This is a genomic window from Oleiagrimonas sp. MCCC 1A03011, assembly GCF_003267965.1.
GTDB classification, from domain to species: Bacteria; Pseudomonadota; Gammaproteobacteria; order Xanthomonadales; family Rhodanobacteraceae; genus Oleiagrimonas; species Oleiagrimonas citrea.
Window position 1 is genome coordinate 22,185 of the sequence record NZ_MSPY01000001.1, and the last position, 24,570, is coordinate 46,754.

Annotated in this window: 20 protein-coding genes; 9 read left to right on the forward strand and 11 right to left on the reverse strand. The window is 64.2% G+C overall.

Features of this window, described 5'->3' with window-relative positions:
• Positions 1–40: 40 nt before the first annotated feature.
• The 3 genes from BTJ49_RS00090 to BTJ49_RS00100 form a co-directional block, all read right to left on the reverse strand.
• Positions 41–2,023, reverse strand: a complete 1,983-nt coding sequence (locus tag BTJ49_RS00090) for an oligopeptide transporter, OPT family (protein WP_113063961.1) — start codon at positions 2,021–2,023, stop codon at positions 41–43.
• Positions 2,024–2,154: 131 nt separating this feature from the next.
• Positions 2,155–4,836 carry an EAL domain-containing protein gene (locus tag BTJ49_RS00095; protein WP_240601668.1) on the reverse strand — a complete coding sequence of 894 codons (2,682 nt, stop codon included), beginning with the start codon at positions 4,834–4,836 and terminating at the stop codon, positions 2,155–2,157.
• Between the two features lie 138 nt (positions 4,837–4,974).
• Positions 4,975–5,751, reverse strand: a complete 777-nt coding sequence (locus BTJ49_RS00100; protein ID WP_113063962.1) for an iron-containing redox enzyme family protein — start codon at positions 5,749–5,751, stop codon at positions 4,975–4,977.
• A 322-nt stretch (positions 5,752–6,073) separates the two neighbouring features.
• Here BTJ49_RS00100 and msrA (BTJ49_RS00105) point away from each other — a divergent pair, with 322 nt between their 5' ends.
• Positions 6,074–6,784, forward strand: coding sequence for a peptide-methionine (S)-S-oxide reductase MsrA (gene msrA, locus BTJ49_RS00105; RefSeq protein WP_113063357.1), 711 nt, complete (start codon positions 6,074–6,076; stop codon positions 6,782–6,784).
• Between the two features lie 57 nt (positions 6,785–6,841).
• Here msrA (BTJ49_RS00105) and BTJ49_RS00110 read toward each other — a convergent pair whose 3' ends face one another.
• Entirely contained in the window at positions 6,842–7,744 is a 903-nt protein-coding gene (locus BTJ49_RS00110; RefSeq protein ID WP_240151681.1) for a lysozyme, read from the reverse strand.
• A gap of 504 nt (positions 7,745–8,248) precedes the next feature.
• Here BTJ49_RS00110 and BTJ49_RS00115 point away from each other — a divergent pair.
• Positions 8,249–9,010 carry an SH3 domain-containing protein gene (locus BTJ49_RS00115; RefSeq protein ID WP_168184608.1) on the forward strand — a complete coding sequence of 254 codons (762 nt, stop codon included), beginning with the start codon at positions 8,249–8,251 and terminating at the stop codon, positions 9,008–9,010.
• 72 nt (positions 9,011–9,082) lie between these two features.
• On the opposite strand, the gene BTJ49_RS00120 is transcribed toward BTJ49_RS00115, so the two are convergent.
• From BTJ49_RS00120 to BTJ49_RS00130, 3 genes are all read right to left on the reverse strand, one after another.
• Complete coding sequence (locus BTJ49_RS00120; RefSeq protein ID WP_113063359.1) at positions 9,083–10,120, reverse strand: aldo/keto reductase; 1,038 nt, start codon at positions 10,118–10,120, stop codon at positions 9,083–9,085.
• A gap of 418 nt (positions 10,121–10,538) precedes the next feature.
• Positions 10,539–11,300 carry an ABC transporter permease gene (locus BTJ49_RS00125; protein WP_113063360.1) on the reverse strand — a complete coding sequence of 254 codons (762 nt, stop codon included), beginning with the start codon at positions 11,298–11,300 and terminating at the stop codon, positions 10,539–10,541.
• Entirely contained in the window at positions 11,297–12,262 is a 966-nt protein-coding gene (locus BTJ49_RS00130; RefSeq protein WP_113063361.1) for an ABC transporter ATP-binding protein, read from the reverse strand. The genes BTJ49_RS00125 and BTJ49_RS00130 overlap by 4 nt, the downstream gene beginning before the upstream one ends.
• Positions 12,263–12,386: 124 nt before the next feature.
• Here BTJ49_RS00130 and BTJ49_RS00135 point away from each other — a divergent pair, with 124 nt between their 5' ends.
• Positions 12,387–13,154 carry a queuosine precursor transporter gene (locus tag BTJ49_RS00135; protein ID WP_113063362.1) on the forward strand — a complete coding sequence of 256 codons (768 nt, stop codon included), beginning with the start codon at positions 12,387–12,389 and terminating at the stop codon, positions 13,152–13,154.
• A 241-nt stretch (positions 13,155–13,395) separates the two neighbouring features.
• Positions 13,396–16,704 carry an EAL domain-containing protein gene (locus BTJ49_RS00140; protein WP_113063363.1) on the forward strand — a complete coding sequence of 1,103 codons (3,309 nt, stop codon included), beginning with the start codon at positions 13,396–13,398 and terminating at the stop codon, positions 16,702–16,704.
• A 21-nt stretch (positions 16,705–16,725) separates the two neighbouring features.
• On the opposite strand, the gene BTJ49_RS00145 is transcribed toward BTJ49_RS00140, so the two are convergent.
• Complete coding sequence (locus tag BTJ49_RS00145; RefSeq protein WP_113063364.1) at positions 16,726–17,424, reverse strand: GNAT family N-acetyltransferase; 699 nt, start codon at positions 17,422–17,424, stop codon at positions 16,726–16,728.
• Between the two features lie 175 nt (positions 17,425–17,599).
• On the opposite strand from BTJ49_RS00145, the gene msrB reads away from it, so the two are divergent.
• Together msrB and msrA (BTJ49_RS00155) are read left to right on the forward strand one after the other, a co-directional pair.
• The gene (gene msrB / locus BTJ49_RS00150; RefSeq protein WP_113063365.1) at positions 17,600–18,049 is read left to right on the forward strand and encodes a peptide-methionine (R)-S-oxide reductase MsrB; all 450 of its coding nucleotides are present in this window, start codon (positions 17,600–17,602) and stop codon (positions 18,047–18,049) included.
• Between the two features lie 10 nt (positions 18,050–18,059).
• Positions 18,060–18,572 (forward strand): peptide-methionine (S)-S-oxide reductase MsrA, encoded by a 513-nt coding sequence (msrA, locus tag BTJ49_RS00155; protein ID WP_113063366.1) that lies wholly within the window; start codon positions 18,060–18,062, stop codon positions 18,570–18,572.
• 67 nt (positions 18,573–18,639) lie between these two features.
• Here the strand turns inward: msrA (BTJ49_RS00155) and BTJ49_RS00160 are convergent, their stop codons facing one another.
• Positions 18,640–18,981, reverse strand: a complete 342-nt coding sequence (locus BTJ49_RS00160) for a zinc ribbon domain-containing protein YjdM (RefSeq protein ID WP_113063367.1) — start codon at positions 18,979–18,981, stop codon at positions 18,640–18,642.
• 214 nt (positions 18,982–19,195) lie between these two features.
• Here BTJ49_RS00160 and BTJ49_RS00165 point away from each other — a divergent pair, with 214 nt between their 5' ends.
• Both BTJ49_RS00165 and BTJ49_RS00170 read left to right on the forward strand, forming a co-directional pair.
• Positions 19,196–19,750 (forward strand): DUF1543 domain-containing protein, encoded by a 555-nt coding sequence (locus BTJ49_RS00165; protein ID WP_168184609.1) that lies wholly within the window; start codon positions 19,196–19,198, stop codon positions 19,748–19,750.
• Positions 19,751–19,919: 169 nt separating this feature from the next.
• Positions 19,920–21,086, forward strand: a complete 1,167-nt coding sequence (locus tag BTJ49_RS00170) for a GGDEF domain-containing protein (protein ID WP_113063369.1) — start codon at positions 19,920–19,922, stop codon at positions 21,084–21,086.
• A 43-nt stretch (positions 21,087–21,129) separates the two neighbouring features.
• On the opposite strand, the gene hutU is transcribed toward BTJ49_RS00170, so the two are convergent.
• Entirely contained in the window at positions 21,130–22,800 is a 1,671-nt protein-coding gene (gene hutU / locus BTJ49_RS00175) for a urocanate hydratase (protein ID WP_113063370.1), read from the reverse strand.
• Positions 22,801–22,890: 90 nt separating this feature from the next.
• Entirely contained in the window at positions 22,891–23,259 is a 369-nt protein-coding gene (locus BTJ49_RS00180; protein ID WP_113063371.1) for a hypothetical protein, read from the reverse strand.
• 75 nt (positions 23,260–23,334) lie between these two features.
• Here BTJ49_RS00180 and BTJ49_RS00185 point away from each other — a divergent pair, with 75 nt between their 5' ends.
• A complete protein-coding gene (locus BTJ49_RS00185; RefSeq protein WP_240601669.1) occupies positions 23,335–24,561 on the forward strand; it encodes an ectonucleotide pyrophosphatase/phosphodiesterase in 1,227 nt (408 codons plus the stop codon).
• Positions 24,562–24,570 lie beyond the last annotated feature (9 nt).

Here is a 24,570-nt window from a genome sequence, read left to right on the forward strand (position 1 = left end):
AAGAAGCTCTCTCGCCGGCCGGATGCGCAGATACCGCGAATCAGCGTGCGCCGTTCGGGCGTCCCAGGCGGCTCACCCACATGTACAGGGCCGCCAGTACGGCAATAAAGGCGGCTCCGCCGACCCACACCGAAGCGTGCTCGAAGCCATCGCCGACCAGCGCCAGCGGATGCTCGTTGCCGGAGAACACGACGATGGCGGCAATGATCACGCCGATGATGCTCTCACCCACGATCAGACCGGAAGACATCAGCACGCCCAACTGACGCGTCGCAGCCGGTTTCGGCGCACGTGCGGCGCGACGGTCGAAGTACCAGCCGACGAAGGCGCCGACCACGATCATCAGGGTGATCTCCGACGGCAGATAGATACCCAGACCGACCGCCAGCGGCGGCAGCCGCATGGAAGTGCCGCGCAGGCCCAGCAGTTCGTCGATGACGATGATGACCGCGCCGATGCCGGCGCCGGTCCAGATCAGGCTCCACTCGATGTTGTGCTGCAACACGCCCTGGGCCAGCGCCGAGATCAGGCCCGCCTGCGGCGCCGCGAGGGCGTCCTTGGTGGCGTTCGCCGCGCCGACGAAGCCATAAGCCTGGTTGAGCATGTTCATCACGAACGGAATGATCAGCGCACCGGCGATGACGCCGATCACCAGCGCCACCTGCTGCTTCCACGGTGTGGCGTCGACCAGCTGGCCGGTCTTCAGATCCTGCAGGTTGTCGTTGGCGATGGTCGCGCCGGCGAACACCACCGACGAAGCGAACAGCGCGAACGCCACCAGCGCCTTGCCCGCTTCCGGCGGCAGGCTCGACTGCACGCCCAGCGCCAGCAGCACCGAGGCGATCACGATGACCAGGATGCCGATCCCCGACAGCGGGCTGTTGGAGGAACCGACCAGGCCGGCCATGTAGCCGCACACCGACGCCACGAAAAAGCTCATCAGCGCGATGAACACTACGCCGCCGATGACCAGCAGCCACATCTGCGAGCCCAGCCCGGCGCCGACGCTGAAATCACCCAGCAGCCAGGCGATCGGCAGCATGCATACCAGCGTGACCACGGCCACGATGCCGATCGGCAGGTCGTGTTCGGTGCGCGGCAGGCTGGCGCCCTGACCGCTCTTGCGCAGCTTGGTCGAACGCATGGCGTCGGTCAGACCGGTGTAGACCGGCTTGACCAGCTTCAGCAGCGTCCAGACGGCGGCCGCGGCGATGGTGCCCGCGCCCAGGAACCGCACCTTCTGGCCGAAGGCTGCACCTGCGACCTCGGCGGCCGTGCCCGTGGCGTGCGCCAGCAGGGTGTAGTGCGGCACCGCCCAGCCCCAGGCGATCAGGGTGCCCAGCAGCATCGACACGCCAACCCACAGGCCGACCAGATGACCGACGGCCAGCAGCGCGAAGGACAGGCTGAAATCGAAGCCGGTCGCCGCACCGCGATCGCCGACATGGAAATACGCGCTGACATCCTTGGCGAAGATGCGCGTGGCCTCGACCACGGCGAAGCCCGCCGAGACCAGCGCTCCCACTACCACGGCACGGAAGCCCGAGCGGGCGACTTCGGCCGCGTCCGCATCGGCGTCGGCGCTGCGGTGGCTGTCGCCGACCTTGAGCACTTCGGCGCAGGCCACGCCTTCCGGATACGGCAGATCGGAATTGGTCACCAGTGCGCGACGCAGCGGAATCGAGTACATCACGCCGAGAATGCCGCCCAGTCCGCAGATCGCCGCGGTCTCCCAGTATGGGAAACCGGCCCACCAGCCGACGATGACCATGCCCGGCAGCACGAAGATGATCGCCGAGAGGCAGCCCGCCGCCGAGGCGATGGTCTGCACGATGTTGTTTTCCTGGATGGTGGCGTCGCTGACCTTGCGCAGCACGGCCATCGAGATCACCGCAGCAGGAATCGAGGTGGCAAAGGTCAGGCCCGCCTCGAGACCGAAATACACATTGGCCGCGGTGAACACCAGCGTGATCAGCACGCCGATGATCACGCCGCGGAGGGTCAGTTCGGATTGCGGCGTCATGGCGCCATGGCCGGTGGTGTTCACGTACGATCTCCCCGTGCGGATACAGCGCCAGATCGTTCCATGGATGCATGCGAAGCCGCAAGCCGGAACACGCGTCCCGGCGTGCTACATCGTTGAAATGCGACGGCTCAGGAAGATGAGCTCGGTGGCACCAGGGACAGTCGCGCTACGCCAGGCTTTGCTTCCTGGCGTAGCAGCTCGCCAAGATTCTTGGCCTCGATCGGACGCGAATACAGATAGCCCTGCCCTTCCTCGCAGCCGACTCCTCGCAGGAACTCGTGTTGTGCCTCGGTCTCGACACCCTCGGCAATGACGGCCAGTCCAAGACTGCGGGCCATGGCCACCATCGCCTGCACGATGCTGGCGTCCTCCGCGCTTTCCGGCAAGCCGTCGACGAAAGAACGATCGACCTTCAGGTACGCCACGGCGGGCAACTTCAGGTACGCCAGCGATGAATAGCCGGTGCCGAAATCGTCGATGGCGATGGCCACGCCGAGTTCGTGCAGCGAACTCATGGTCTGCCGCGTGGCGTCGCCCAGCTGCAGGATCGTGCTCTCGGTGATCTCCAGCATGATCTGGTGCGCCTCGATGCCGTTGCGCTCGATAGTGGTGGTCAGTTGCTGCACGAAATCGGGATGCGAGAACCAGCCTGCGGAGATGTTGACCGCCACTCGAGGGATCTTCACGCCCTCGCTGTTCCATTGCGAAACCTGCCGGCAGACGCGATCGAGTACCCATTCGTCGATGTGCCGGATCAGTCCCAGCGTCTCGGCCATCGGTACGAACTCGCTGGGCATGATGTAACCGCGTTCTGGGTGATGCCAGCGCAGCAGGGCCTCGGCGCCAAGCAGTTCGTTGTTCTCGAACGCGATGCTGGGTTGATACAGCAACTGGAACTGATTCTCTTCCAGTGCACGCCGCAGATCGGTGAGCAGCAGCAGGCGACGGTTCGCGTCTGCGCGCATGCGCGGCGTATAGAACCGATAGGTATTGCGCTCTTCCTGCTTGGCGCTGTACATCGCCGCATCGGCATTGGTCAGCAGCGTCGTGGCGTCATAACCGTCCAGCGGGAAGGAAGCGATGCCGATGCTGGCGCTGAGGACGATGTCGTAGCCATCCACGACCATCGGCTGCGACAGGGTCTCGATGAGCTGGCGCGCGAACCAGCTGACGTCCTCGCGCGCCTTCAGCTGACCGACCAGTACCGTGAACTCATCGCCACCGATGCGCCCCGCCACAGCGCTCGCGGGCAAGTGGCGGTGAATGCGCTCCGCGACCACGGTCAGCAGCTTGTCGCCGATGGCATGGCTGTAGCTGTCGTTGACCAGCTTGAAGTTGTCCAGATCGATGAAGATCACCGCCACGGCCTGGTGATTGCGCTCGGCGACCAGCAGCATCTCGGCGATGCGGCGCTCGAATTCCGTGCGGTTGACCAGGCCCGTCAGCGCATCGTGCGTGGCCAGATACTGCAGATGCCGCTGCCCCGCCTTGCTGTCGGTGATGTCCGTGCACACGGCGACGTAGTGCTCGATTTCGCCCTCGACATTGCGTATCACGCTGATGCTGAGCATCTCGGGATACACGCTGCCATCGCGTCGGCGGCACTGCACTTCACCGCTCCAGTGACCGTCCTCGGCCACGGCAACCCACACGGTCGGCGGCAACGGCTGCCCGTCCGGCATGCGCCGCGACTCGTCGAAGCGCTTGCCCTCGACCTCCTTCACCCGGTACCCGGTCAATCGCTGGTGTGCGGCATTGACCGTGAGGATGCGGCGCATGGCGTCGGTGATGATCACGCCCTCGGCGACACTGGCCATGGCTTCGGAGGCGATGCGGCGCTCACGCGCCATGTCGAGACGCTCGCTGATGTCGCGCACGATCGCCTGGCGCACCTTCAGATGCCCCCAGTTGACGACGTTGCTGGACATCTCCACCGGCCGCAAACCGCCCTTGACGTGCTTGAGTTCACTGACGTGACGGTCGCGCTTGTGCCTGGCCCCGTTATCCTCGAACAACTCCAGGAACGGCTGACCGCGCAGTTGCTCTTCGCTGCGCCCGGTCCACACCGAAGCCATGCGGTTGGCCTGCAATATCTCGCCGCTGACATCCTCGATCATGAACATGGCGTCGGCCGCGCTATCGAACAGTAGGCGGTAGCGCTCTTCGGTGCCGCGAATACCGCTCAGGATGCGCCGCGCCAGCCACAGCCACACCAGCACCGCCAGCACACCGGTCACGGCGAGAATGCCGAACAGGATGCGCGATATCCATGCCGCGCCGCGCGCCATCATCAATGAGAACTCGTTGGTTCGCGGCTCGATGTAGGTATTGAGCTCGGCGATGATCCTGCGCTGCTGCTGGATGAAGGCTCTGCTGGCTTCGCCCTTCGCGTACGCACGCTGCAGGCGATCGGCAATCTTCTGAAACTCGTCCACGCGCGTGTCCGTGGAACGCCAGGCCGCCAGCGAATCGCGCACGTACGGCGCATCGGTCAGATACCGCATGATGAACAGGATGACCGGAATCGCATCCGGCATCGCGTTGTCCTCGCGGAGAATATTGGCGACCTTGTCGTAGTCGTAGTGCTTGTGCCGAACCTCTTCTCGCGCGAAGCGATAGTGGATCAGCACCGAATAATGCTGCTGGAAGCGCTGCAACTCGGCGGGATCCCCGCTCGCGGCATAGGCATCCAGATCGATCACCGACTGTTTCTGGGCCTTGGACCAGATGCTCTCGCCGTTGAGAAAACCGGCGAGAGCAACCTGGAACTTCAGGGCCCCCCAGGCAAGCGCCAGGAGAAGCCCCACCATGACGGCCAGTCCCCATGCCAGAGGCATGAGTCGCCGTATGAGCGGTTGTTGCAAGCTGGCCCGAGCGATTCGCATCGCAGTCCCTGTCTCCCAGCAACGTCCACAGCATACGACGACCGGCCTGTCGTGTCTGCCGATTTACGCCGCAGCCTCGTTTGTCGCCTGCGTCGCCCGGCTCGGCTCGACGCAGATGTCAGCGAGCACCCGCATACTGACATAACTACGACGCACACATTCCGCGATGTGCTCGACCTCGTCAACCGATGGATTGGTTCCCATCAGCGTACAGACGATTTCAAGCGCCTCCCAGGGATGCGTGTCGTCGTAGGCGGCATGCAGCTGCAACCAGCGCAGACTGCGCGTCCGCGAGGCTTCCGGGAAGCTCTCGCGGTACGACTCGCTGTCGTAGAGAATCTGCGACCATTCGCCGGTCGCCCCCTCCACAGCGTAGTTCGTCGCCGCGATGCCGGCCTGCAGCGTGTCCTCGCTGGCCACTTCCTCGCACCAGCGGGCCAGCACATCGGCCCCACGCGGAATACGCCCGTTGAGGACCTCATCGCGTGCCACACCGGCACCTTCGGCCCAATGCAGCCAGTACTCGGCATGGTTCTGCTCGACGCGGATATTCCGCACCAGCCAGCGACGCGCGAGATTGTCGCCCGCGCTGCGGCCGAACTGCGTCTTCAGCAGACTCATCGACATGTAGCCCGGGAACCGCTCGATGACCGGCCAGATACCGACCATGAAGTTCCGGGTCGACGTCGACGCCATCGTGTGATCCCGCATCAGGTCCCACAGTTCGTGCTCGACTACACTGCGCTTGGCGTCCTCGCAGGTCGCCACCATGTCCTGTGTCCATTGCGGATAGCTGCTCAGTTCCGTCAACGACCCTTTGCGTTCGAATTGCGTGCTCATGATCATTCTCTCCATTGGATGAGTAGAACCGCCCCCTGCGCATTCCTGCGCGCGCCGGCAGCGGGTACGTCCCGGCGTCGGCGACACCGTGAGACGCGTGTGCCGGCCCTTGTCGAGCAAGGATTCCGGCACATTTCCAGCCTACTCGTCACGGTCCCTTTGCGCGCATCCGAACATGTTGAAATTCTGATAAAAATTACGCATGAGCGCTGAACGCCGCAGCGCCGCTCACGCGCGTGCCCCTCGCCATCGCCCCGAGGTTCTGTAAGTTCGCTCGCTCATCACGGGTCTGCTGCAGTACAGCCGCACACCAAGTCACGCCATGATTGCCATCCCGCGCCCTCGCCTCGTCCACCGACTGTTCTGCGTCACACTGGCAGCCGCACTCGCCGCGTGCGCACCTTCCACGCCAGCGCGCAACACGTCTTCTGCTATCCCGCCTCCACACATCGATACAACGACTTCGGCACATGAAACGTCGCGCACCGCCGTCTTCGCCGGCGGATGCTTCTGGGGCATGCAGTGGGTGTTCGAACACGTCCGGGGCGTGCAGCGCGTCGAAGCCGGCTATGCGGGCGGACAGGCGTCGACGGCCCGCTACGGCATCGTCAGCAGCGGGAACACTCGACACGCCGAATCGGTCCGCGTGCGCTACGACCCTGCACAGATCAGCTACGGACAGTTGCTGCGGGTGTACTTCTCGGTGGCCACCGACCCGACCCAACGCAATCGCCAGGGACCGGACGTGGGCACCCAGTACCGCGGCGTGCTCTTCACCGCCGACGCAGAGCAGGAACGCATCGCACGGGCGTACGTCGAGCAGCTCAGTACGGCCGGCGTCTTCAACCGCCCCATCGTCACCCGCATCCAGTCGTTGAAAGGGTTCTATCCGGCCGAGGCGTATCACCAGGACTACGCGCGGCAGCATCCGCGATCGCTCTACATCGTGGTCAACGACGCGCCCAAGATCACGCAACTGCGGCAGCAGCTTCCCGCGCTGTACCGAGCCACGCCCGTGACGTACACGCCCTGAAAAAAAGCGGCCTCCGTCTTCAGGGAACGGAGGCCGCGAAACGCCGTGGGAAACGGATCAGCCGTTCGCAATCGCCTGCAGCTGACTGTAGGCGCCGTTGAACTTGTCCTGATCGCCGGGGAAGGTTCCCGAATCGGCGTACTGCCAGAAGGTGTAGTAGGTCCATGCATACGGCAGCGTGCCGACGCTGGACGAATAGCGCGCCACCCACAGCGGGCTGTTGGCGGCGAAGTTACCGGCCGTACCCACGCACTGCGACCACCAGCTGGTGCTGGTGTAGATCACTGGCCAGCGCCCGGTGCGGGCGTGGTATTCGCTGCTGAACGAGGCAATCCAGCTGGCCATCCCGCTCTGGCTCTTGCCGTAGCAAGTCGAGCCGTACGGGTTGTATTCCAGATCGACCGCGCCCGGCAGGGTCTTGCCGTCGCCGGACCAGCCGCCGCCATGATTGACGAAATAATCCGCCTGCGTGGCGCCGCTGGTCGTGTCCGGACGCGCGAAGTGGTACGAGCCGCGGATCATGCCGACGTTGTAGGAGCCGTTGTACTGCTGGGCGAAATAGGGGTTGGTGTAGTACGTGCCCTCGGTCGCCTTGACGTAGGCAAAACGCGCGCCATTGTTGTACGCGGTGCTCCAGGCCACATTGCCCTGATAACCGCTCACGTCCATGCCGGCGACGGAGCCGGTGGCCGCGGCATACAGGTAGCCATTGACCTGCATCTGATGCGAGGTGCCTTCGTGCAGGCGGATCTGCGACCCCATGGTATGGGACTCGGCGGCGATGCGCGCCGCGAGCTTCAGCGGGATCGACGGGTTCATCTGCGCGAGCTGCTGATCGCTGACGCCCTGGGGCGGCTGCGCCGCGTTTGATTCCGACGCGGCCTGCACGCCGGCAACTGCGGTGACACCAACGACGGCCAGGGCGGCCGCGAGCAAGCGCTTGTGCATGAGTACGGACATCGTGTTCTCCTCATGGTGATATGGAGTTTTAACTCCGGCATGAGAAACACATGTGCGGCTTCCCTGCCGGTCGGTTTGCCTCTCGTAATCAGGCATATCCCCCGACGCAAGCCCATCCGGTGGCTCGCGTTCGCGCCATCGGTTTCCGTGTCATCTGCGGACGGTTCGGAAGCCGGCGACGGTCAGTCGCAATCGCGACCAACACGCTCATCATGCACGCCCACCACGACGAAGGTGTGACACGAATCACGCGCGCTCCGTTCTTGCAGGATTCGTGCATGCCCGCACTACAGCGGCGCATCACAACATGAACGAAACGCAACCTCCGCCTCCCGCCGGGTCAACGGGCCTCGAGACGCCGCCGTTCATGTAGACAAGGGCATGATTCGTACTGCGGACATGCGTCGCGACGGAATGCGCACCGCTTCCCCACGAGGGAAACCGGTCCCGCCCGTGCCGTGTCCCGACGACACGGCGTTTGATCCACCTCGCAGGAGAAACGCCATGAGACGTCACGCCTGGCTTTTCGCGTTCACGCTCCTTCTGGCCCTTCCCGCCGCCGCACAGGCCACCCGCGCCTATGCCGATGTCACCATCAACATGCGCGCCGGACCGGATATCGGCTATCCGATTGTCGATCTGGTCCGGGCCGGCACGCCTCTGTATGTCCAGGGATGCACCGCCGACTGGGCCTGGTGCGATGTCATCGCCTACGGTCATCGCGGCTGGGTCGCGGGCGACTTCATCCGCTATCCGTATCACCGGCGCTGGGTACCCATCTACGGCTACGGCGCAGTGATCGGCATCCCGGTGATCCGCTTCGTCATCGGCGACTACTGGCATCGCCATTACCGTCATCACCGGTTCTATCACCAGCGCAACTACTGGTATCGCTACCGTCCGCGCCACTATGCGCCGCCACGCCGCCATCATCGCGCGCCGCCGCGCATCGTGCATCGCGACCGCTACTATCGCGTACCGCAGCGTCGCCATGACACGCGACGCCACGAGAGTCCGCGCATCGAGCGCCGTCATATCGAGCACCGTCGTATCGAGCACCGCCGCATCCAGCGGCAGCACACGCCGTCGCGCCGTCTCGCGCCCACTGTGCTGCATCGTGGCTCGAATCAGTACTCGGGTTCACGCTCGCATCAACGTTCCAAGTCGCACCGTGCACAAAGGCAGGCATCCACTCGACACAACGGATCGGCGCGTCGCGACAACCGCCATCACGGAAGACGCGATCGCGATCACAATCAACGCTGAAGCATACGCGGAAGACACGAAAAGGGCGGGGAGTCACCCCGCCCTTTTCGTTCGCGTGGTGCGTGAAGACGCTCAGTCCAGGCGCGCCGTCGGAAACGGATTCCGTTCCGTGAACTGCGCCTGGTGCCAATACGGATAGGTCTTGGCCGGCTCGCTCGCCGCATCCAGCTTCGCAACCTGTTCCAGCGTCAGGTTCCATCCCGCGGCGTCAAGGTTCTGCCGCAACTGTTCCTCGTTGCGCGCGCCAACGATCACCGTGGACACGGTGGGACGCTGCAGCAGCCAGTTCAGGGCAACCTGCGGCACGCTCTTGCCGGTTTCCTCGGCGACGGCGTCCAGCGCGTCGACGACCGTGTAGAGGTATTCGTCCTCGACCTGTGGCCCGGCACCAGACGTCTTGTGCAGCCGACTGGTCTCCGGCAGCGGCTGGCCGCGACGTATCTTGCCGGTGAGGCGTCCCCAGCCCAGCGGACTCCAGACCACCGCACCGACGCCTTGGTCCTGCGCCAACGGCATCAGTTCCCATTCGTAATCGCGGCCGATCAGCGAGTAGTAGGCCTGATGCGCGACATAGCGCGACAGATTATGGCGCTCGGACACCGCCAGCGACTTCATCAGATGCCAGCCGGAGAAGTTGGAGCAACCGATGTAGCGGATCTTGCCCGCGCGCACCAGATCGTCCAGCGTGGTCAGCGTCTCCTCGACCGGCGTCATGGCGTCGAAGCCGTGCAGCTGGAACAGGTCGATGCGATCGGTCTGCAGGCGCTTCAGCGCCTTGTCGACGGCGTCGATCAGATGGAAGCGCGACGAGCCGACGTCGTTGGGGCCGTCGCCGCTGCGGAACGTGGCCTTGGTCGAGATCAGCACCTCGTCGCGGCGGCCCTTGAGCGCCTCGCCGAGCACTTCCTCCGAACGACCGGCGGAATAGATGTCGGCGCTGTCGAACATGTTCACGCCGGCTTCGAGGCAGATGTCGATCAGGCGCCGCGCCTCGTCGACTTCGGTACGACCCCAGGCCTCGAAGAATTCGCCCTTGCCGCCGAACGTGCCGGTGCCGAAGCTGAGAACGGGAACGCGCAGGCCGGAACGGCCTAGCTGTCTGTATTCCATGATGCACTCCTGGATCGAGTGTGAGTGTGGGGAACGACGGTCATCCGCAACGGACGACCAACAAGATTCTGCGTGCGGACGGCTGAAGAAAATTCAATCCGCGGGCCGTCGACGCAGCGCTGCGGCAGCCGGAGGCACCGCCCTGCCCGTCACCGAACTCCACGGGCACGTCGATGCACAGCACTTGAATAAACCCATTCATATCAATGCCATGAATACGCATCCCACGCACTTCGAAACCACCTTGCGTGCCATGCCGGGCAACCATTGATCGCCCAAGGCGATGACTGTCATGCAAAATCGGCAGTAGTGATTCACACCAGGCATGATGGTTTTCCGCGAGAAACTCGTGCGCACGGGACGTCCGCGAAGGCCCGCAATGCAGGTCTTCGTCCAGGTCTCGCAAAGGGACCGGCGATCAGGTGCGCAGTCGATAGCCGGTGCGGAATATCCAGGCGATCACGCCCAGGCAGATCGCCAGGAACAGCACGATCATGCCCAGACTCAGACCCACGCTGACATCGGCCAGTCCGTAGAAGCTCCAGCGGAAACCGCTGACCAGGTACACCACCGGATTGAACAGCGTCACCTTCTGCCACAGCGGCGGCAGCATGTGGATCGAATAGAAACTGCCGCCGAGGAAGGTCAGTGGCGTGACGATCAGCAGCGGCACCAGCTGCAGCTTCTCGAAGTTGTCGGCCCAGATGCCGATGATGAAACCGAGCAGGCTGAAGGTCGCCGCGGTGAGGAACATGAACAGCAGCATCCAGAAGGGATGCTCGATGCGCAGCGGCACGAACAACGCCGCCGTGGCCAGGATGATGATGCCGAGCATGATCGACTTGGTCGCCGCCGCGCCGGCGTAGCTCAGCACGATCTCGAGGTACGACACCGGCGCCGACAGGATCTCGTAGATGGTGCCGGTGAACTTCGGAAAATAGATGCCGAACGAGGCGTTGGACACGCTCTGCGTGAGCAGATTGAGCATGATCAGGCCCGGCACGATGAACGCGCCGTAGCTGACGCCATCGACTTCGGTGATGCGCGAGCCGATGGCCGAGCCGAACACCACGAAGTACAGCGAAGTGGAAATCACCGGCGCGACGATGCTCTGCAGCAGCGTACGGCGGGTGCGGGCCATCTCGAAACGGTAGATGGCGGCAATCGCGCGCAGGTTCATCGGCTGCTCCTCACCAGATTGACGAAGATTTCCTCCAGTGAACTCTGCTTGGTGCTGAGATCGCGGAACGTGATGCCCGCCGCACTCAACTCACGCAGCAGGCCGGTGATGCCGGTGCGTTCGCCCTGGGCGTCGTACGTGTAGATCAGCTCGTGTCCATCCGCACCAAGCTCCAGCCGATGCGCAGACAGTGACTCGGGGATGCGCTCCAGCGGCTCGGACAACTGCAGGATCAGGCGCTTCTCGCCGAGCTTGCGCATCAGCTCGGCGGTGTCCTCGACCAGCATGATGCGGCCCTTGTTGATCACACCCACGCGGTCGGCCATCTGCTCGGCCTCCTCGATGTAGTGCGTGGTCAGGATGATGGTCACGCCGCGCTCGCGCAGCCCGCGCACGACCTCCCACATATCGCGGCGCAGTTCGACGTCGACGCCGGCGGTGGGCTCGTCCAGGAACAGGATCTCCGGTTCATGCGAGAGCGCCTTGGCGATCATCACGCGGCGCTTCATGCCGCCGGACAGCATCATGATCTTGCTGTCCTTCTTGTCCCACAGCGACAGGTCGCGCAGGATCTTCTCGATGTGCGCCGGTTTCTTCGACTTGCCGAACAGGCCGCGGCTGAAGCTGACCGTGTTCCACACCGTCTCGAAGGCGTCGGTGGTCAGCTCCTGCGGCACCAGGCCGATCTTCTCGCGCGCCGCGCGGTACTCGCGGGTCACGTCGTGGCCGTCGGCGGTGACCGTGCCGCGGCTTGGATTGACGATGCCGCAGACGATGCTGATGAGGGTGGTCTTGCCGGCGCCGTTGGGGCCCAGCAAGGCGAACAGCTCGCCCTTGCGGATGTCCAGATCGACATCCTGCAACGCCGTGAAGCCGCCGGCGTAGGTCTTGCCCAGCCCCCGCACGCGCACGGCGACGTCGGCCTGCGCCTCATCGGCAGCATGGAGCAACGAAGTCTGCATCCGCACGTTCCCAGTGTGAGAGAAGCCACAATACTACACGGAACGGTACAGAAAATTCACCGCCCGCACCGCGGACCGCCCCCGGACTGCTATCTTCGATAGTTTCAACCTCACCGCCGCCCCCATGACCGACGCCTCGCCCGCTTCTGCGCCCACACCAATCCACGGCTTCCGCTACTACGACCTGATGGTCGGCGGCATGGTCGCCGTGCTGCTCAGCGCCAATCTGATCGGTCCGGCCAAGGTGGGCATCGTGACGCTGCCGTTGCTGGGCGCGGTCAGCTTCGGCGCCGGCAACCTGTTCTTCCCCTTCAGCTATATCTTCGGCGACGTGCTGACCGAGGTATACGGCTACTCGCGCGCCCGGCGCGCCATCTGGGCCGGCTTCGGCGGCCTGGCCTTCGCCACGCTGATGACCTGGGCCATCCTGGCCATTCCAACCAGCCCGGGCGAACCGTTCAACAAGACGCTGCAGCCGGCACTGGAGATCGTGTTCGGCAACACCGGTCGTATCGTCGCGGCGTCCATGCTGGCCTACTGGCTGGGCGATTTCGCCAATTCCTACGTGATGGCGAAGATGAAGATCTGGACCGAGGGCCGCCATCTGTGGACGCGCACCATCGGCTCGACCATCGTCGGCCAGGGCTTGGACAGTCTCACCTTCTACCCGGTGGCATTCCTGGGCATCTGGGAAGGCCAGACGCTGATCAAGGTGATCGTGTTCAACTGGATCATGAAGGTGTCCGTGGAGGTGGTGTTCACGCCGCTGACCTACGCTGTGGTCGGTTTCCTCAAACGCCGCGAAGGCGTCGACGCCTACGACCGAAGCACCCGCTTCACGCCGTTCAGCCTGCGCGACGAAGGCGAACTCGAAACCTTGCGTCGTGACTGATTGCGCGCGATCCGCGCACGGTGCACCTGAGAAGGCCCGAACGACCTTCCGGTCATGCGCAATCGGCAATGCGGCCGCGAACCGTTGCGCACCGCCCCGTCTGCGTCGCAGGACAGGATCGTCGCCCGCCGGAACATGAACAAACTTCCGTAAGCACACATTGCTACAGCATTTTTTGTGCTAGCTTCGACCCATGGTCGTCCGAACCCTTCAATGACAAGGACCTGCGTTCGTGACCGACATGACGCCCCGTAAAGCGGCGCTGCGCCTGCTCGCTGCCTCAACGGCCTACCTGATCCTGGCCATCGCCATGATCGCCTGGTCGCAAACGGCCAAGTACGTGGCCGAGGCCTGGTTCGCGAACGCCTTGCTCATCGCCCTGCTGCTGCGTCGAGACCTGCGTTCGCTGCCGGCTACGCTCGGCGCGGGTTTCGTGGCCGCCTGCATCGCCAATGTAGCGATGGGCACGCCATGGCTCGTCTCACTCGGCTATGGCGCGGCCAACATGGCGGAAGTCGTGGTCGCCGTCCTGCTGTGCCGTGAGTTCGGCCTGAAGCGCGGCAGCCTCCTCGGCGAGCGCTTCTTCCTGCTGGGCCTGACCGCCACCGTGGTGCTGGCACCGATGACCGCTGCAGCCATCGGTGGCGCTGTGGTGCATCTGTACTTCCAGGCGCCCTGGCGACCGACGTTCCTGCGCTGGTGGCTGGGCGACGCCGTGGGCATGCTGATCCTGCTGCCGCCGCTGCTCGCCTACAACGGCACGCGCATGCGGCACCTGCTCTTCGGCGACCGCGCAGCGTTGTTCTGGATACTGACGCCGTTGTCCGTGCTGGTCACCGTGCTCGCCGTCACGAAGCTGAGCAACCCGTTCATCGTCTTGTCGATCCCGTTGCTGCTCGTGGCCTATCGGCTCGGCGTGCTGGGCACCACCCTAGCCTGCAGTTTGAACATCACCGCCGTGCTGATCATCGCCACCGCGCAGAGCAAGGGCCTGATTCCACCCGCCACCGGTATCGCGCACCTTGAAGAAAGCGGACTGATCTTCTTCTCGGCGCTGTCCACCACCGGACCGTTGCTGATCAGCGTGATCCTCGCCCGGCGTAAGCGCATCACCCACCAACTGGAGCAGACTTCCTCGCGTCTGCAGATCATCGCCGACAACCTTCCCGGACTGATCGGACAGCTCGACAATGATGGCCGCTACCAATTCGTCAACATGCGCTACCTGGAGTGGTACGACCTGCGCGAATCCGATGTGATCGGCAAGACGCCGGCAGATATCTTCGGCCAGGAGACCGCAGACCAAATGGCACCGCGCATCACGCGGGTACTGAACGGAGAAGCGCAGCAATTCGAGATCACCATGCCCAACGGGCAGCGGATGGACGTCCGCTATGCACCGCAGATCAAGGGCGACCGCGTGGACGGCTTCTTCGTGCTGGCGCACGACATCACCAACCGCAAGGACCTGGAATCGCGCCTGCAGGAGATCACCGACAACGTGCCGGCCCTGATCGCCTACCTCGACGATCAGCTGGTCTACCGCTTCGCCAACGCACGATACCTGCAGATGTGGGGGCTGGACCCCGTCGAAGTCATCGGGCGACCGGCGGCCGATGTGGCCGGCCCGCACTACAGTCAGTTCCTGCGCCCCAAGCAGCTGGAATGCCTGGAAGGCAAGCGTGCGAACATCGAGATCGAACGTGCCGGCCGCACGTTCGAACTGACCTACATTCCGCACATTGTCGACGGTACGGTGCGCGGCATGTACAAACTCGGCGTCGACGTCACCGAGCGCAAGCGGGCCGAAGCCGAGCTGTACAAGGCCATGGATCGCGCGCACATGATGCTCGACTCCATCGGCGACGCCGTAGTGGCCTGCGACACGCGCATGCGCGTGACCATGATGAACCCGATCGCCGTGGACATGACCGGCTGGGAAGAAAATGAGGCGATCGGCAAGTCCTTCGCCCAGGTCGTGCAACTGATCGACACCGAGTCCGGCGACCCGCCGCTCAACCCGCTCGAAGTGGCCATGCGCGAGGACCGCATCGTCGCCCTGCAGACCAACAGCGCGCTGCGTCGACGCGATGGCATGGAGACACCGATCGAGGATTCGGCCTCGCCGATCCATGACCGCGACGGAAAGGTCGTGGGCGGCATCATGGTCTTCCACGATGTCAGCGAATCGCGTGCCATGGCGCTGAAGATGTCGCACCTGGCGCAGCACGACTACCTGACCGACCTGCCCAATCGCGTGCTGCTGCACGACCGTCTCTCGCACACGCTGGCCGGCCTTCGATCCGGCACCCAGGGTGCGCTGCTGTTCATCGACCTGGATCATTTCAAGAACATCAACGACTCCCTGGGGCATCTGGCCGGCGACCATGTGCTGCGCGAAGTCGGACGGCGGCTATGTACTTGCGTGCGCGGCGACGACACCGTGAGCCGTCAGGGCGGCGACGAATTCGTGATTCTTCTCAGTCGGCTCGGAGACCCCCGCGACGCCGCGCGCATCGCCGAGAAGATCATCCAGGCCATCGAGAATGTCATCGCCTTCGAGGACCGTGAACTGCACATTTCGGCCAGCGTCGGCATCGCCATGTTCCCGCAGGACTCGACCGACACGCGCACGCTGATGAAGCAGGCCGACACCGCGCTCTATCACGCCAAGCAGAGCGGCCGCTCCCGCTTCAGCTACTTCACCGAAAGCATGAGCGAGAAGGCCGAGCAACGCCTGGCGCTCGAGCATGCGCTGCGACGCGCGCTACAGGAGGACGGTCTGCATATCGTGTACCAACCCAAGGTGCGCTGGCCCGAGGGCGAGGTCATCGGCGCGGAGGCACTGGTGCGCTGGACGCGCGAGGACGGCCGCGTCATTCCGCCCGATCACTTCATCGAACTGGCCGAAGAGGCCGGCCTGATCACGCAGATCGACGAATGGGTCATGCGCGAAGTCTGTCAGCAGATCGCGGCGTGGCGCCGGGACGGCGGCAGGACCGTGCCGGTCTCGGTCAACGTGTCCCTGGCTCGTCTGGACAACGAACGCCTTCTCGAACACACGCGCAACGCATTGCAGGAAGCCGGCATCCCCGCCGAGTGCGTGGAGATCGAATTCACCGAAAGCCAGATGTTCACGCACAAGGAACAGGCGGTCGAGTTGATGAATCAGCTCAAGGAACTCGGCATCGGACTGGCTGTGGACGATTTCGGTACGGGGTATTCCAACCTCACGTATCTGGCGCAATACGATTTCGACACCATCAAGATCGATCGGACATTCGTGTGCGGGCTGCACGACAACGAGCGCCAATACGCGATCGTCCAGGCCATCATCGCCATGGCCCGGGCGATGGGATTCCGCATGATCGCCGAGGGCGTGGAAACGCCGGAGGAAGCCGCCATGCTGCAGGAACACGGCTGCCGGGACATGCAGGGCTACCTCTTCAGCAAGCCGATCACGGCCGAGGAATGCCTGCCCCTCATACGCAACGGCCTGCCGGACCGGCACGAAACCGCCGGCTTGCGCACAGCGCATGGCCCGCACTGAAGCGGATTCCGCGCCGTCCGATCAGGACCGAGCGACCGTGCCCGAAGCGCTGCGCAATGCCCAGAAGTCGATTTCCCGACGCTGCCGATAACCCATCTGAAGATACAGATCGCGCGCCCGCATGTTGTCCTGGCTGACATGCAGGAAAGGCGTCCAGCCACGCTCGAGGTGGTCGTTGGTCAGCATGGCGATCAGACGCCTCGCATACCCCCGCCCGGTGTAGTCCGGATGCGTGCACACGGCGCTGATCTCGCGCGCATCCGACGTGCCGAGCCGCTCGCCGACCATCGCCGCCAGGCGACCGTCGCGATAGATGCCGAAATAGCGGCCCAGCTCCGTGGTCCGTTCGCGGAAATAATGTGGATACACCCGCGCCACCAGCTCCAGCACGTCGTCACGATGACGTTCGTCCAGCTCGATCGCTTCGGGTCCTTCGATGACCGGAAGCGGCTCATCGCAAACCATCTGCGCCAGGGGCCGGAACGTCTCCAGCGACCACGCATTCGAAAGCTTCGGCGCAACGCCGAGAAGCAGCCAGGTCTCGCCCTCGGCGACCAGTTCCGAGAGGGCCTCCTCGACGTCCGCATCCTGCGAGGCCACACCGAGGAACGGCGCGTACTCGGACGGATAGCGCATGACATCGCCGGCGCACAGCGCAAGCGCGCGATGACGACTCTGCAGCGAAGACCAGAAGGGATTGTCGAGAAGCATGTCGTGCATGGTGCGTGTTCCGCCCGGAGATGCCGGGTGCGGTGCGCAGTGTACGACATGCTCTGGATGCCCCAGCCCTGTGAATCGATGTCGGCCCTGCCGTGCGCACTCGAATCCTGGGCCTTGGGCTGCACAGAGATGCCCCCATTTAGCACCCTGTCCCGAAACAGCAGCGAGTCCCGTCATGTCCGACTACCGCAAGACGCCCGAAGCCCTCGCCCGGCTCACGCCCGAGCAGTACCACGTGACGCAGGAATCCGGCACCGAGCATCCCTTCCGCAACGCTTTCCACGACCACAAGGAAGCCGGACTCTACGTCGACATCGTCTCCGGCGAACCGCTGTTCACCTCGCTGGACAAGTTCGACAGCGGCTGCGGATGGCCGAGCTTCTCGCGCCCGGTGGAAAACGACAACGTGGTGGAGCATCGCGACACCAGCCACGGCATGATCCGCACCGAAGTGCGCTCGGGCCATGGCGACAGTCACCTCGGCCATGTCTTCCCCGACGGCCCGGCCGACCGCGGTGGTCTGCGCTACTGCATCAACTCCGCCTCGCTGCGCTTCATTCCCGTGGCCGAACTGGAACAGGAAGGCTACGGCGACTACCGCAAACTGTTCGACACCGATCAATGAGGACATCACGATGACCACCGAACGCGCGCTGCTCGCCGGCGGCTGCTTCTGGGGCATGCAGGAACTGATCCGCAAGCAGCCCGGCGTGATCGCCACCCGCGTCGGCTACACCGGCGGCAATGTCCCCAACGCCACCTACCGCAACCACGGCGACCACGCCGAAGCCATCGAGATCCTGTTCGATCCGGCCGTCACCAGCTACCGCCGCATGCTGGAATTCTTCTTCCAGATCCACGACCCGACGACCGTGAATCGTCAGGGCAACGATGTCGGAAGCAGCTATCGGTCGGCAATCTTCTACACCAGCGAGGAACAGAAACGCATCGCCGAAGACACCCTTGCCGATGTCGACGCCTCGGGTCTGTGGCCGGGACCGGTGGTCACCGAACTGTCGCCAGCGGGCGACTTCTGGGAAGCCGAGCCCGAGCACCAGGATTACCTGCAGCACTACCCCACGGGCTACACCTGCCACTTCATCCGGCCGGACTGGGTGCTGCCGCGACGCGCCGGAAACACGGACTGACCACCGCAGCGTTCATCTGTCCCAACGACCCTGAACCGTCATGCGATCCATGACGGTTCGGTCGCCATCACGCCTTGCGGACGAACTCCGACTTCAGCTTCATCGCGCCGATGCCGTCGATCCGGCAATCGATGTTGTGATCGCCCTCGACCAGCCGGATGTTCTTGACCTTGGTGCCGACCTTGACCACCGACGACGCACCCTTGACCTTCAGGTCCTTGATGACGGTGACCGCATCGCCATCCTGCAGGGGATTGCCGTTGGCATCGACCACCTTCAGCTCGTCGTCCTGCGCTTCGACCGCATCGTCCTTCGACCATTCGTGCGCGCACTCGGGGCAGACGTACTGATAACCGTCCTCGTAGGTGTATTCGGACCCGCACTGGGGGCACGGCGGCAAGCTGCTCATCGGAATTCTGGTCCTGTTCAGTCATGCGTGAGACATCGCTCGCAGACGACGCATGCGATCGTTCTGCGACAAGGCCGTGCATTATCGCATTTCCACTGTGCTTCGCCGTTCCTGCTCGCGGACCGCCGCACACGCCATGCCGCAACCTGCGATGGCACCGCGCCACAGCCCCACTTGCAGTAGGATCGATCACCCCCTGCAACGAGCCTCACTCATGAGCGACCGACTGATTGCCTGCGTACTGGGCGGGACCGCACCGCGGGCGAAAACCGAACTGCACGACGTGGCCTTCGCCGTCGGCGACTCGCTCGAGAGCGTGCACGATCAATTGCTGGACAGCTGGTTCGGCGATCCGAACGGTCTGCATGTGGATGCATGGTGCTTCCTCGAAAGCGTCGAGGGATATCGTCTGCGACTCGAACGCACGCCGGCGGACAACGGCCTGCACCTGTACTTCCTCAACATCGGCGGCTATCGCCCGGGCGAATTCGGCGAACGCCATGCCTGGGGATTCTTCGGCGCGCGCAACAAGAGCGAAGCCAAGGACAAGGCCCGACAGACACTGCTGGTCGGACACACGCTCCAGCACAAGGACGACCTCTATGACGTCGACGACTGTCTACGCATCGGGCGCGTGCAGGATTGGCATGTGCATCTGGAACCCGACGCGGATGCGCGGCCGTCCGTGGTGACCAACGGCTACTTCCCGCTGCCGGCCTCCACCGTCCGTGCATGGCAGGAGCGGCACAAGGCTCCTCGTCCAAGCTGATGCACAGACCGCGAGATCGCCGCCACCTCAGGCATCGGCAACCTGCGCCGGACAGGTCGAGCGACCTCGAGACTTCCGCATCGACGGGTATGCTGCATCCGTACTAGGATGCTTCCAGGCAGATCCATGCCGAACGCTCGCGCGGCAGCAGGAGGTAACACCCTTGCCGATGGAACTTCTGCTCTGGCGCTGGAGCACCATCGCCCAGACCACGTCCAACCTGATCATCGCGGTGTTCTTCATCGCGTTGGCCATGTCCTTGCGGCGACGAGAGCTGAACGCATGGCTCGCTGCCTGGCTGTTCAACCTCGGTGCGCTCGGCGTCACCATCGCCTACTGGATCTTCCGGCCCGAACTGAGCTGGATCCGGACACTGGCCGGCATCGGCTACACCTTCTGCAAGACCATGTTCGTGCTGTTGCTCATTGTCGGCGTAAGCCATTTCGTCGGTCGCCCGGCGAAACGCTCCACCTACGTAAGAATGACCCTGGCCACGGCGCTCTTCGCTGTGGTCGTCGCCTACGCGAGTCAGACGCTGCAGCAACTCGGACTCATCCAGGAAAGCGTGATCGCACTCAGCTTCGGTGCCGGCACGATCTACCTGCTGCGCTATGGCGGGCGCTTCGGCTGGGTCACTGCGGGATTCACCCTACGCACGACGCTGTCGCTGGTCTCGGTGTACACCTACGGGCTGCACATCTGGTCCACGCCGCCCTCCGCTGGGTCGGCACTGTCCGTGCTCGTGGCCGCACATTCCTCCTTCGACACCGCCGCCGAATGGATCATCGCACTCGGCTGCCTGCTGACTTCCTACCGCCTGATCCAGCATGAACTGACCGCCTCGAACAATGAGTTGCGTGTCGCGCAGAAACAGATGCAGCAGTTGTTGAAGCGCGACCATCTGACCGGCGTGTTCAACCGACGCGCCCTGCCCGCGATGTTCGATGAAGCACGTGGAAGCGGAGCGACCGTGCTGTTCTTCGATCTGGACGACTTCAAGAAGATCAACGACGTGAAGGGTCATCACACCGGCGACGCGAGCCTGACCCGCTTCGCCCGCGCGCTACAGGAATCTTTCCGCACCGGCGACCGCGTGATCCGCTATGCCGGCGACGAGTTCGTGGTCGTGGCGCAGGACATGGACCCCGCCGCCATCGAGGAACGTATCCGCAGCGTGCGCGAAAAAGTCCGTCAGGCCGACGCCGACATCCCCGCCCTGCGCTTTTCCGTCGGCCGCGCCCAACTGCATCCCGACGGCGACCCCGAAGTCGCCCTGCGCGAGGCGGATCAGGCCATGTACCACGCCAAAGCAGCAAGGCGCAGCGAACCGCTGTAATTCGCCGCTCGAACGGCGGATCGCGCCGACTTTTCTCGACGCCTCAGATCATCGGCAGTTTCAGACCACAGGCCTTGGCGCAGTCGATGGCTTCATCGTAGCCGGCGTCCGCATGGCGCATCACACCGGTGCCCGGATCGTTCCACAACACGCGTTCGAGCCGCTTGTCGGCGGCCTCGCTGCCGTCGCAGACGATGACTAGGCCCGCATGCTGGCTGTAGCCCATGCCGACGCCGCCACCGTGGTGGAAGCTGACCCAGGTCGCGCCGCTGGCGGTGTTGAGTAGCGCGTTGAGCAGAGGCCAATCGGACACGGCGTCGCTGCCGTCCTTCATCGCTTCGGTCTCGCGGTTGGGCGAGGCGACCGAGCCGGAATCCAGATGATCGCGGCCGATGGCGACCGGCGCCTTCAGCTCGCCGTTGCGCACCATCTCGTTGAAGGCCAGGCCCAGCTTGTGGCGCTGGCCCAGCCCGACCCAGCAGATCCGCGACGGCAGGCCCTGGAAGCTGATGCGCTGCTCGGCCATGTCCAGCCAGTTGTGCAGGTGCGGATCGTCGGGAATCAGCTCCTTCACCTTCTGGTCGGTCTTGTAGATGTCCTCCGGATCGCCCGACAGCGCCACCCAGCGGAACGGACCGATGCCGCGGCAGAACAGCGGACGCACGTAGGCGGGCACGAAGCCGGGGAAATCGAAGGCGTTGGCACAGCCCTCGTCCTGAGCCATCTGGCGGATGTTGTTGCCGTAGTCGAAGGTCGGGATACCCTGCGCGTGGAACGCCAGCATGGCCTCGACGTGCTGTTTCATGGAGCGCTTGGCGGCGTCGCGGGTGCCTTCGGGATCGGACTGGCGACGCTCGAACCATTCCTCGACGGTCCAGCCCAGCGGCAGATAGCCGTTGACCGGATCGTGCGCGCTGGTCTGATCGGTGACGGCGTCCGGCTTCACGCCGCGCTTCACCAACTCGGGCAGGATTTCCGCGGCATTACCCAGCAGTGCGATGGACTTGGCCTCGCCTGCCTTGGTGTACTTCTCGATCCGAGCGAGCGCATCGTCGAGGTCGTCAGCCTGCTCGTCGACGTACTTGGTGCGCAGACGGAAATCGATGCGGCTCTGCTGGCACTCGATGTTGAGCGAGCAGGCGCCGGCCAGCGAGGCGGCAAGCGGCTGCGCGCCGCCCATGCCGCCGAGACCGGCGGTGAGAATCCACTTGCCGGTCAGGTCGCCGCCATAGCTCTGGCGGCCCATCTCGACAAAGGTTTCGTAGGTGCCCTGTACGATGCCCTGCGAGCCGATGTAAATCCACGACCCGGCCGTCATCTGGCCGTACATCATCAGGCCCTTCTTATCGAGCTCGTGGAAGTGCTCCCAGTTGGCCCAGGCCGGTACCAGATTGGAATTGGCGATCAACACACGCGGCGCGTCGGCATGCGTGCGGAACACGCCGACCGGCTTGCCGGACTGTACCAGCAGCGTCTCGTCCTCGTTCAGCTCGCGTAGCGACTTAAGGATCGCGTCGAAGCATTCCCAGTTGCGCGCGGCGCGGCCGATGCCGCCGTAGACCACCAGCTCGGCCGGGTTCTCCGCCACCTCGGGATCGAGGTTGTGCTGGATCATCCGGTAGGCCGCTTCGATCAGCCAGTTCTTGCAGGAAAGCTCGGTACCACGCGGCGGATGGATCTCGCGCGTGGTGTCGATGCGGGTCGGTGCGGCCATGCAGGTTCTCCGGGTACGCAAATGCCACGGAGTATAGGCCATGCTTCCGACCGGGCCGGAATCCGTCAGCCGGTCACGGGACCGCGACCGTCAGTGGCTGCTGGCAGCGTGAGCCGGTTCGGTGCGGCGCTTATCGTCCGCGGGTTGCGCAGCCTGCTTGCTGGCGAAATCGTCGATCGCCGTGCGCTGCCGGGCGCGATAGCGGTCGTAGCGGGCCTGATCGGCAGACTGCAGCTGCGACTTCGCGCGTGGATTCTGGAAGGCCTTCGCCGTGGTGGCGCTGGTCTGCTGGCGCTGCTGCTCGCGCAGCGCGTTGCCGCGCACGGTGTCGCGCAGGTGGTTGACCTGCGACTGCTGGCGCGCCCGCTCCACACCCTGGGTCTGCGCCAGCGCCGGAGACGCGCCAGCCAGAAGCAGGATTGCCGAAAAAGCACAGAGGAAAAAGATGCGTACTGTCATGATTGTCCACCATACTCCAGGGTTTCTTGCACCATCCTGAACGACATGAAGCGTACTCTCCCCCTTGTTTTATCCTTGTTTTTCCTGGTCCTCGCCGGCTGCGCAGGGCTTGCTCCGCGCTCGGCCTCCCCGCAACCACAGGCCCGCCCCACCCCGCTGCTGCTGATCTCCATCGACGCCTTCCGCGCCGACTACCTGCAGCGCGGCATCACGCCGAATCTGCAACAGCTGGCCGACACCGGCGTCCGCGCCAAGGCGATGGAACCCTCGTTCCCGTCGCTGACCTTTCCCAACCACTACACCCTGGTCACCGGGCTGTATCCGGACCATCACGGCATCGTCAACAACAACATGATCGATCCGAAACTGGGTCGCTTCAGCCTCGGCGACCGCAAGGCCGTGGCCGATCCGCGCTGGTGGAACGAGGCCGAACCGATCTGGGTGACGGCGGACAAGCACGGTCTGAAGACGGCAACCATGTTCTGGCCCGGCTCGGCGACCAGAATCCACGGCTACCGCCCCGATCACTGGCGGCCCTACAACGGCAAGCTGACGCCAACGCAGCGCGTGGACCAGGTTCTGGAGTGGCTCGACCTGCCGGCGCAGAAGCGCCCGACCTTCCTCACGCTGTATTTCGACCGCGTCGACCACGACGGCCACGAATACGGCCCGGACTCGAAGCAGGTCAACGCCGCCATGCACCGCATCGACGCGGCCATCGGCAAACTGATCGCGGGTCTGAAGCAGCGCGGCCTGTACCGGCACATGAACATCATCGTGGTGTCCGACCACGGCATGGCTCCGTCGCCGGCCAGCCACACGATCCTGATGGACAAGCTGATCGACATGCACGATGTCACCGTGGTGTCGATGGGCGAACTGGCCAGCCTGATTCCGAAGCCCGGTCGCACGACCGCGGTGGAAGCCGCGCTGCTGAAGCCGCATCCGCACATGCAATGCTGGAAGAAGCAGAACATTCCGGCGCGCTTCCACTACGGCAGCAACCCGCGCGTGCCGCCCATCGTGTGCTCGCCGCAGACCGGCTGGACCGTCAGCACCAGCGGCTGGCTGGCCACGCACACGCCCAGTATGGGTTCGCACGGCTACGACAACGCCAATCCGCTGATGCGTGCGCTGTTCATCGCGCACGGCCCGTCGTTCCGTGATGATGGGCGGGTGGTGCCGGAATTCCCCAACGTCGACGTCTACCCGCTGATGACGCACCTGCTCGGCCTGCCCGCGCAGCCGAACGACGGCGACTACGACACCATGAAGGTCATGCTGCGACCCGACGCGCGCTGAAGCGCGCCC

What these genes read in the sequence shown, in the direction of transcription:
- BTJ49_RS00100 (WP_113063962.1), bottom strand. Translation starts at nt 5,751, where the DNA reads ATGAGCACGCAATTCGAACGCAAAGGGTCGTTGACGGAACTGAGCAGC.
- BTJ49_RS00115 (WP_168184608.1), top strand. Translation starts at nt 8,249, where the DNA reads ATGAGACGTCACGCCTGGCTTTTCGCGTTCACGCTCCTTCTGGCCCTT.
- BTJ49_RS00135 (WP_113063362.1), top strand. Translation starts at nt 12,387, where the DNA reads ATGACCGACGCCTCGCCCGCTTCTGCGCCCACACCAATCCACGGCTTC.
- hutU (WP_113063370.1), bottom strand. Translation starts at nt 22,800, where the DNA reads ATGGCCGCACCGACCCGCATCGACACCACGCGCGAGATCCATCCGCCG.
- BTJ49_RS00180 (WP_113063371.1), bottom strand. Translation starts at nt 23,259, where the DNA reads ATGACAGTACGCATCTTTTTCCTCTGTGCTTTTTCGGCAATCCTGCTT.
- BTJ49_RS00095 (WP_240601668.1), bottom strand. Translation starts at nt 4,836, where the DNA reads ATGGTGGGGCTTCTCCTGGCGCTTGCCTGGGGGGCCCTGAAGTTCCAG.
- msrA (WP_113063357.1), top strand. Translation starts at nt 6,074, where the DNA reads ATGATTGCCATCCCGCGCCCTCGCCTCGTCCACCGACTGTTCTGCGTC.
- BTJ49_RS00165 (WP_168184609.1), top strand. Translation starts at nt 19,196, where the DNA reads ATGAGCGACCGACTGATTGCCTGCGTACTGGGCGGGACCGCACCGCGG.
- BTJ49_RS00125 (WP_113063360.1), bottom strand. Translation starts at nt 11,300, where the DNA reads ATGAACCTGCGCGCGATTGCCGCCATCTACCGTTTCGAGATGGCCCGC.
- BTJ49_RS00110 (WP_240151681.1), bottom strand. Translation starts at nt 7,744, where the DNA reads ATGTCCGTACTCATGCACAAGCGCTTGCTCGCGGCCGCCCTGGCCGTC.
- msrB (WP_113063365.1), top strand. Translation starts at nt 17,600, where the DNA reads ATGTCCGACTACCGCAAGACGCCCGAAGCCCTCGCCCGGCTCACGCCC.
- BTJ49_RS00170 (WP_113063369.1), top strand. Translation starts at nt 19,920, where the DNA reads ATGGAACTTCTGCTCTGGCGCTGGAGCACCATCGCCCAGACCACGTCC.
- BTJ49_RS00140 (WP_113063363.1), top strand. Translation starts at nt 13,396, where the DNA reads ATGACGCCCCGTAAAGCGGCGCTGCGCCTGCTCGCTGCCTCAACGGCC.
- msrA (WP_113063366.1), top strand. Translation starts at nt 18,060, where the DNA reads ATGACCACCGAACGCGCGCTGCTCGCCGGCGGCTGCTTCTGGGGCATG.
- BTJ49_RS00120 (WP_113063359.1), bottom strand. Translation starts at nt 10,120, where the DNA reads ATGGAATACAGACAGCTAGGCCGTTCCGGCCTGCGCGTTCCCGTTCTC.
- BTJ49_RS00160 (WP_113063367.1), bottom strand. Translation starts at nt 18,981, where the DNA reads ATGAGCAGCTTGCCGCCGTGCCCCCAGTGCGGGTCCGAATACACCTAC.
- BTJ49_RS00145 (WP_113063364.1), bottom strand. Translation starts at nt 17,424, where the DNA reads ATGCACGACATGCTTCTCGACAATCCCTTCTGGTCTTCGCTGCAGAGT.
- BTJ49_RS00090 (WP_113063961.1), bottom strand. Translation starts at nt 2,023, where the DNA reads ATGACGCCGCAATCCGAACTGACCCTCCGCGGCGTGATCATCGGCGTG.
- BTJ49_RS00130 (WP_113063361.1), bottom strand. Translation starts at nt 12,262, where the DNA reads ATGCAGACTTCGTTGCTCCATGCTGCCGATGAGGCGCAGGCCGACGTC.